General features: G+C 50.9%; 4 protein-coding genes. 3 read left to right on the forward strand and 1 reads right to left on the reverse strand.

Annotated elements, in window-relative coordinates:
- The first annotated feature begins 141 nt into the window (after positions 1-141).
- Together PJI16_07405 and PJI16_07410 are read left to right on the forward strand one after the other, a co-directional pair.
- Positions 142-5,022, forward strand: coding sequence for a hypothetical protein (locus PJI16_07405; GenBank protein MDT3777384.1), 4,881 nt, complete (start codon positions 142-144; stop codon positions 5,020-5,022).
- 128 nt (positions 5,023-5,150) lie between these two features.
- Positions 5,151-6,074: a carboxypeptidase-like regulatory domain-containing protein gene (locus tag PJI16_07410; GenBank protein MDT3777385.1), complete on the forward strand. Its 924-nt coding sequence runs from the start codon at positions 5,151-5,153 to the stop codon at positions 6,072-6,074.
- On the opposite strand, the gene PJI16_07415 is transcribed toward PJI16_07410, so the two are convergent.
- Positions 6,040-6,408 carry a hypothetical protein gene (locus tag PJI16_07415; GenBank protein ID MDT3777386.1) on the reverse strand — a complete coding sequence of 123 codons (369 nt, stop codon included), beginning with the start codon at positions 6,406-6,408 and terminating at the stop codon, positions 6,040-6,042. The genes PJI16_07410 and PJI16_07415 overlap by 35 nt on opposite strands.
- A gap of 698 nt (positions 6,409-7,106) precedes the next feature.
- On the opposite strand from PJI16_07415, the gene PJI16_07420 reads away from it, so the two are divergent.
- Positions 7,107-9,300 (forward strand): molybdopterin-dependent oxidoreductase (locus tag PJI16_07420; GenBank protein MDT3777387.1); only part of this gene is annotated, 2,194 nt, incomplete at its 3' end.

Raw genomic sequence — 9,300 nt, forward strand, 5'->3', positions numbered from 1 at the left:
GTACGGAAAGGTATTGCCATGATTCAAAGAAAAACTAACTCAGAGAAGAGAAATGTTTTAACTATATAAGCGGTTCATATTCCCGCAGACCGTAATTACTTAAAAAGCCGGCATCGATTATTTATGAGGAGGGGATGTTGTATGTTGTCAGGGAAGAAAGTGTATGAGGAAGTGAAGCTCTTGGTCGCATGCGCAGGGATGGTGCTCCTGATGAGTACCATGGGACATGCGGGAGAAGGGATTCAGGATGAAACGGATTCCCATGCCGCTCATAACGTGGCTGCAGCGTCAGGAAAGACCAATCATTGGGTAGAGAGGTTGAAAGGGCAGACGATTGTAGAGGACTCGATAGAGGGGAATCCTGACCGTGCGGCGAAGGTGGATCGGCAACATGAACGGTTAATGTCAAAAATGGGCCATCAAATGCAGGCCGATCTGAAGTTGGTTGACGGGAGTGGGGCATATGACACCGCCACGATGCTCCATCAATATGGAGCCGGCCCGGCAGACTATCTTTTGGCTTCGGACAATGAAATTGAACCCGTCTCGGGTGAGCCTGGACTGTGCCCGGCTGGTGCTCCCGAAAAGCATTACGATATTTCAGCCATCGACGTGGAAATCACGTTGAATAGATGGCTCGACTATTATGTCGGCTACATGTACGTCCTCACCGAAAATCTGGAGAAGGTACGGGAGGAAGAAGCGGCGAATGCCGCGGCCCGTGAGAAGGAAGGGTATGACCCTGGCGCAGTTGAGACGGGCTTGCAGAATAACTGGATTCAGCCATTGGTGATCCGGGGTAATCAGGGTGATTGTGTGAGGTTCACTCTTCGCAATCAGTTGATAACCGGAGAAGGGGTGAGTCTGCAGATCGGCGGATCAAGTATGATGGTGAGCACAACCGGCCAACCGGCGACAACCACGAACCCCGATGCAATCGCGATGGAAGGCCAAAGCATCGACATGGAGTGGTACATTCCACCCACGATGCAGGAAGGCGGACGGCAGTTTCATAGTTACAGCAATGATCGTGAGTTGACGGTGATGGGCCTGATGGGCACTTTTGTGGTGGAACCAAAGGGTTCGACGTATCTGGATCCGCTTGGTGCAGGGGAACCGACGCCGATGACCAGTGGTTGGCAGGCGATCATCAAAAACGGCACCGGCCCGGATTTTCGCGAGTTCGTCCTCATTTATCATGAAGTCGGCGATGAAGCCTTCCGTCCGGTCAATAAGCATGGTGACTTTATTCCGCAGCGGGATCCAATCACCGATGTGTATCGGCCCGTCGCGCGCGCGCTGAACTACCGAAGCGAACCGTTTGGTGTGGACAACATGCAAACGCAGCATGAGTATTTCGGATTCGAGGACGAGTCAATGGCCTACAGCGCCTATACCTTCGGTGATCCGGCCACCACTGTGCCGCGCAGTTATTTGGGCGATCCGGCGAAGTTTCGTCTGGTGCATGGGGGATCGGAGGTTTTCCATTCTCATCATCCTCATGGTGGATCTATCCGCTGGCCCAGAAGTCCGCGTGCGATCGACGAAATGCCTCTGTGGCATACCGCAAAAAACGGACCGGTGAAGTACCCGGTCGTCCGGACGAAGACAGACCGTGTCGACGTAGAGGTGATCGGGCCGTCCGAGGCCGTTGACCTGGAAACGGAATGTGGGTCGGGACTCTGCCAGCAATTGGCCGGGGATTTTCTCTTTCACTGCCATGTAGCGCATCACTACATCGCCGGTATGTGGGGCTATTGGCGCGTCTATAACACGATTCAAGATGGAGCGCTGCATAATGATACGATGCCGGACCTTCGCGAATTGCCGGACCGCAAGGGACGGATTAAGGCCGGTGTCACTTCGGATCAGCTGATCGACAAGAAAGTTGATTGGTTCGGCAAAGAGTTTAAAATTATCGAGAAAGGGACAACGGATTGGAAAGCCAATCCGGCTGTCGTCACGGTGAAGGACTGGGTGGAAATGCAGTTGCCCCCTCAGGGCAAGCCCGGTCACAAAGATGATGAGAGGGAGCAGATCCTCTCCTATGATGCGACGGTGTTGGACTGGATTTGGAACGGAAACCGGGCATTGACGGAACGGGAAAGCACGATTCCCAATCCACGATACCAATCTCCGGCTCCCGGCGAGCGATTGCCGATTCTGTTCGAGCCCACTACCGGCAAGATCGCATGGCCACACTTGAGGCCGCATTTTGGAAAACGGGTGCCATTCTCCCAAAATCACAATCCTTCTCCTTGGCTCGAAATGATCCACTTAGATGATGATGGTCAGATGAGTTCTTACCCGGCAAAGCCTGGAGAAAACGGGCGATGGAGCCTGTGCCCAGCCAATGCCGGTTCCAAAAAGTTTAACGTGCATTTCATTAAGACCCCCATGATGGTGGCAGATAAACAAGGGGATGAACCGGCAATCATCGATCCGGATGGGACAATTTATGTTCTGCACGAGGAGGAGGAAGAGGTTCGAAAAAATAATGATAAGAGACATCCGCTGGTCGTGAGATCTAACGTATACGACTGTGTCGACTGGATGCTGACAAGCGAATGGGTTGATGATGACAATTTCAACATGCATGCGTCGAAGATCAACACCCATTGGCATTTCATGCAGTTCGACAATCAATCGTCGGATGGTGTGATTACCGGTTTTTCGTATGAGCAATCGGTGAGACCGTTTACGATGATGGAGAAGACGACCGACAAGGGTTTGCCTTTGCCGATGAATACGGTCTTTACGAAGCCTGGCAAGAAGGGTGACTTGACCATCACGGTGAAAAATGCCGCGAAGTACCATCCGAAAAACGAAATTTTGATCGGTGCCGATAACGTGAAAGGCAACGAGATCGGGCGGATTAAAGCCATAGATGGGAATCAAATCATTCTGTATCGGCCGTTAGAGCATGATCATCCGGTGGATGATATCGTGACCGTGGAATTTGTAAGGCAACGGTTCTGGGCGGATGCGGATGTGGGAACCGTGTTCTGGCATGACCATGCGGTCGGGCGTGTAACTTGGGGACATGGAGGTTTCGGGACGATGATTGTTGAACCCTGGGGCTCAACCTATCACGATCCCAAAACCGGTGAACCGATCAGAAGTGGACCAGTCGCGGATATCCATACGGTTGAGCCTATAGGGTATGGAGTGAATGGGAGCTTCCGTGAGCTGATGGTGCAGTTGAATGACAGTGTGCCGCATTCCGTCAACATCGTCACTGCAGGTAATCCTCCAGGCCAGCCGATTGAGGTTGCGCTGGAAGCGGGAAAGACGATCTCATTTCCCATGCCTGAAAACATTCCAATGACACCGATGCCATTCCTCAACGGGGGAACCCACACCACCGGCGGCAGTTTTAACTTCCGGGCCGAACCAATCGCGGCTAGACTCAAGGAAGAACCGGATTTTTCGAACATTTTCAATAGCAATGTTCATGGGGACCCCTATACACCAATGGTCAGGGCATATCTCGGTGATACGGTTGTGTTCCGGCTGTTGGAGACCATGACAAACGAATCAATGGTGTGGACTTTGTCAGGGCATACCTTTCTGACCGAACGGTATGCCGGTGATGCCAACCGTAAAAATTCCATCCACATTGGTATCGCAGAGCGATACGATCTCGTGGTTCCACAGGCAGGCGGGCCTCGGCTCCAGCCTGGTGACTACATCCATTTTAACGGACGTTCTTCAAAGTTCTCGGAAGGAGCCTGGGGTATTCTGCGGGTATTGGACAAGGAGGTGCCTGATCTTCAAAAGCTGCCGGCCGGTTATTCCGGTCGTAATGAAATTCCAGATCCCGGTCCGGTCTGTCCTGCCGAAGCACCGGTCAAATCATTTAATGTTGTGGCGATGGATTTTCCGTCCATGAATTTCAACACGAAGGCACCGGAAGCCGTAGAGGTGGATTTCGAACGGAACATTCTGCTCCAGAATCCGGAGGGAAAAATATATGTGCTCGAAGAAGATGTCGCAAAGACGGCCAGTGGAATTCAACCAATGCCGCTGACTCTGAGAGCCAATGTAGGCGACTGTCTCAAGATTCAACTGACGAATCACATGAAGGAAAGCCGCGCCTCGTTCTCCGCGCTTTCCCTCGCCTTCGATCCTAAGGATTCGTTGGGAGCCAACGTCGGGCAGAATCCAGGTGATCAAACGGTTGCGCCTGGAGAGAGCCGGACGTACACCTATTACGCCGACCCATTTTTAGGAGAGATTGCTTCGTTGGTCTGGGACTGGGGCAATGTCATGCATAATCCTCGGAACGGGCTTTACGGCGCTATCATTATCGGGCCGAAGGGCGCGACGTATCGTGATCCCAAAACCGGTGCGGATATATCCAATAAGAACAGTTGGATTGCCGACGTGATCGTGGACAGAACGGTGACGGGATACGAAGACCGACCGAATTATCGGGATGCGGCCTTGTTCTTCCAGGACGAGGACAACATTATCGGGACGAGCTTTATGCCTTACGTCCAAAACGTGGCCGGGCTGGTCGGGGTAAATTATCGAGCGGAACCGTATTTGTTCCGTGAGGAGCAGGGATGTACGTTGGATAGGATATTCCAGCCCTGTTCTGAGGAAAACCCTGAAGACCCCATCACGCCAATTATCGAGGCCCATGCCGGTGACCCTGTTCGCATTCATGTCTTCGGTGCCAGCAATGAACAAAATGGGATGTTCGGGGTTGAAAGTCATGAATGGCCCATCGAACCATTCATGCGAGGAGCCGATCAAATCAATGTCGTGGAGTTTTCGGGGTCAGAAGCGTTGGATGCCTTCATTCCAGCCGCAGGCGGACCCTACCAACGCACGGGGGATTACGTCTGGAGCAGCCAGCGGTTGCCCTATTCCCAATCAGGGCAATGGGGATATTTACGAGTCCTACCAGGGAGTGATCAACGAATCCTGTCATTGGATGGTGGGGCTCCTGGCGTGAAAGAAGCCACGTTGCCACACGAGCAAGTGGTCCATATTAAACCCGTCGAACTAAAATGAACCGGCATTATTTTTAGTTGACGGGTTTGGGAACGGGGAAGCCGATTCAAGGCTTCCCCGTGCTGGGCACCACCCCATAAGACAAGATGGTGAGGCACTTTTTGAATTTTATGCTCGCGGAGGAATACATGAAAAGCACGGTGATACAAATGATTGGGGTGACTTTGGGTGTCCTGGGAATGTGGGCCATCCCGGTGTGGGCCTATGAAGAAAGTCAGGTCAAACAAGGAGGAATGATTCGTGGGCAAGTGACTTTAGCGGGAGGGATGCCTAAAGCCATGGCCTTTAATTTGGTGACGATTCCAGATCCGGTTTTTTGCGGGCGAATTTCAACCGGAACAGGATGGCGTATTGTTGAAGATTTTATACTTGGATCTCAGGGCTCGCTGAAGGACGCGATTGTGGTGCTCAAGGGTATTGAAAAAGGAAAAGCGTTTGAGTTGCCAAAAGTGACCATCGAAGCGAAGGATTGTGATTTTCTCCCATTTGTCAATGTCTTACGGGACCAGGATGAACTGACGGTCATTAATATGGATCCAGTGGAACATGATATTCAGGGATACGAGACTGCTCGTGATCGTGGTGCGAGGGTCTTGTTTAATCGCCCTCTTCCCATGAATCCATTTCATAAAGTGTTGGGCTTGTTGAATAGCCATGATCATTTACCCGGCAAGCCAATGATCGAAAAAATTCATTTGCAAAAGGATCGGAATATCTTTGTGATGCAATGCGGATTTCATCCCTATATGTTTTCTTGGGGAGTGGTGGTTGACAATCCCTATTATGCGATTACAACCGAGGATGGCCGATTTGAGATATCCGACATTCCACCTGGAACCTATACGTTATCGGTCTGGCATGCCGGAATGAAGGAATATTTAACCCGTGAAGTGACGATTGAACCGAATGGGTCAATTTCTGTGAATTTTGAATATCAATCACCCGTAGGGCGCCGCAGTGTTCATGAAATTCAAGACAACCCCCACTTTGGATTGGGACTCTTAGGAGAAGAAGTCATCATTCCCTCACTTCGTCTTCAACATCCTTCATGACAAATACTATGAAAAGATCATCACAGAGGTTAGCGAATTGGTTTTGTTTCTGAGAACCGGAAATTTTTGAGCTGACTCTTTTCTTTCCCTCTATTTTTGAACAGCCGAATTCTTGCCCGTGTGCAACGTCCTTATGGCGTAATTTCAGGGGTAACATCCTGGAGAAGAACAGATATGCTGGAATGCCAACTTCTCTTGGAAAGGGAGTATTGAAAAAGTTCGCCAGCGGCGTTCTTGCCGCCTGGGCGTGCTGACATACTCTTCCGCACGCACCACTCGCCCAAACGTTTGAGGCCTTTTCTTCGAGCAGCCTTGTCTGTGTTTTACCGCTCATTCTTGAGCAGCTATGAGGAGCCGGGAATGAGGGATATCGACCAGCATCTGACGCATTGCGGACAGACTTCCTGAGAACTCTCACGCACATCACAAATGTGGAAGCCTAGCTTCTTTGGGCAGAGATAACGATTACCCACCACCCACATTATCCCTATATTTCTTTCGAGTGCCGTCTTCCTGCTACTCCGTATCTGCCCCTTTCGTCGAATTTTATTTCCTATTTTTAATAAGCCAACCGGAAGTCGTATTTGGATCCATGTATGAGTCATGGTTTGAACCGTTGGGTGGTCGGTATTCCAATTCCGCTGAATGTGGGTCTTCCGTAATTTTCTCCCAAAAGCGACTGACTGAATAGCAAACCTAAAAACATGCAACCTTGAGATTTCAATGTTTCGTGAGGTATTCGCGATGTTCTTCGTGGTTTTAGTAGTTTTCCATAACATGCATGAACGTAAATTAACTTATAAATTTCAATTGGTTAAGGGGAATAGGGCAAGCCAAGATGTTTGGACTAAAGTTTGCTAATCAATCACATGGATAAAAGTGGTGACACTTGCGATCAGTATTTTTTATTGGTGGTGGAATTGGGTTGATTAGAAAGGAGGTGCAAGGCAGGTACCGGTCCGAAGTCCTATTACGGAACTATTTTTCAATATGTTTATCCGTAATGAGTTTTTAAAAAAAGGAGGTCTTTTAATGTTTCTTTCTAGACGTCAATTCTTGAAAGTTTCTGCAGGGACTGTGGCTGCAGTCGCACTGGCCGATAAGGCGCTGGCCTTAACGGCGTTACAGCCAGTCATCGAAGTCGGGAATCCTCTCGGCGAATATCCTGACCGTTCATGGGAGCGGGTCTACCACGATCAATATCGCTATGACAGTTCGTTTACCTGGTGTTGTTCTCCCAATGACACGCATGCCTGTCGAATCCGGGCGTTTGTCCGAAACGGGGTCGTCATGCGCGTGGAGCAAAATTACGATCACCAGACCTATGAAGATCTCTATGGTAATCGTGGGACGTTCGCGCATAACCCCCGCATGTGCCTGAAGGGGTTTACGATGCATCGGCGGGTGTACGGACCGTACCGGCTCAAGGGGCCCTTGATGCGTCGGGGGTGGAAGCAATGGATGGATGACGGGAGCCCGGAGTTCACGCCAGCCATTCAGACGAAATACAAATTTAATGCCCGTTATTTGGACGACATGTTGCGGGTGTCCTGGGATACGGCGTTTACCTATTTGGCGAAGGCCATGATCATCATCGCCAACCGGTATAGCGGTGAGGCTGGGGCTCGACGGTTGCGGGAGCAAGGCTATCCGCCCGAGATGCTGGAGATGATGAAAGGCTCAGGAGTTCGAAGCATGAAATTCCGGGCTGGCATGCCTGTTTTGGGAATCATTGGGAAAATGGGCATCACCCGGATGAATGGCGGCTGCGGCGCCTTATTGGATACCTACGTACGAAAAGTTACGCCTGAACATGCGCAAGGCGGACGCTACTGGAATAACTATACCTGGCACGGCGACCAGGATCCTTCCCAGCCCTGGTGGAATGGGACCCAGAATTGTGACGTGGATTTGAGCGACATGCGCTTCACGAAGTTTAATACCAGTTGGGGCAAGAACTTCGTCGAAAACAAGATGCCGGAAGCCCACTGGAAACTTGAATCCATTGAACGTGGTGCGCGTATTGCGGTCATTACCCCGGAATACAATCCGACGGCCTATCGAGCGGACTACTGGATTCCTGTGCGTCCAGAGTCTGATGCCTCTTTCTTTTTAGGGTCGTGTAAAATGCTTGTAGATGAGGGCTTGTTCGATGCGGATTTTTGTCGGTCCTACACCGATATGCCTCTCCTGGTCCGGACCGATACCCTGCAGTATTTAGATCCGCGTGATGTGATTAAAGATTATCAGTTCCCCGATTTTTCCAAATCCTATTCGGGCAAAGTGCAGACGCTGACACCGGCAGAAATCGCGCGGTTAGGTGGCCTCATGGTCTGGGATCTGAACAAGAATCAAGCGGTTCCCATTCATCGTGAATTGGTGGGGTGGCATTTCAAGAAGAGTGGCATTGACCCGGCCTTGACGGGGACGCACCGGGTGCGTTTGGTCAGTGGGCGGGAAGTGGACGTGATGCCGATTTTCCAAATGTATCAAGTCCATCTCCAAGACTATGATTTGGATACGGTGCATCAAATCTGTCGGTCTCCCAAAGATTTGATCGTGCGGTGGGCGCGTGATATCGGGACGGTCAAACCGGCTGCGATTCACAACGGGGAAGGCGTCTGTCATTATTTCCACATGACCCAAAATGGGCGGGCGGCGGCCTTGAACCTCATTTATACGGGGAATATTGGGAAATTCGGCAGCGGGTGTCATACCTGGTCCGGGAATTATAAGGCGGGAACCTGGGCGGCGACCCCGTGGGCAGGATCCGGTCTTGGAGTGCATACCGGAGAGGATCCGTTCAAGATTACGACGGACCCCAATGCCCATGGAAAGGAAATTCACGTAAGAAGTTACTATTATGGGGAGGAGCCCGGCTATTGGAACCACGGCGATACGGCGTTGATTGTGAATACGCCGAAGTATGGTCGTCGGGTGTTTACAGGCAAAACACACATGCCGACCCCGAGTAAATTCCGGTGGGTGGCCAATGTCAATATTCTCAATAATGCCAAGCACCATTATGACATGGTCAAGAATGTGGATCCGCATAATGAATGTCTGGTGAATCAAGAAGTCGAGATGACGTCGGATGTCAACCATTTCGACGTGTCATTTGCGGTGAATACGTGGATGGAGTTTACCTATCCGGAACATACGGCGACGGTGTCGAATCCCTGGTTCCAGGTGTGGAAAGGCGGCATCCGGCCGTTGTATGACACAC

Source organism: Nitrospira sp. MA-1 (assembly GCA_032139905.1).
Taxonomy (GTDB): domain Bacteria; phylum Nitrospirota; class Nitrospiria; order Nitrospirales; family UBA8639; genus Nitrospira_E.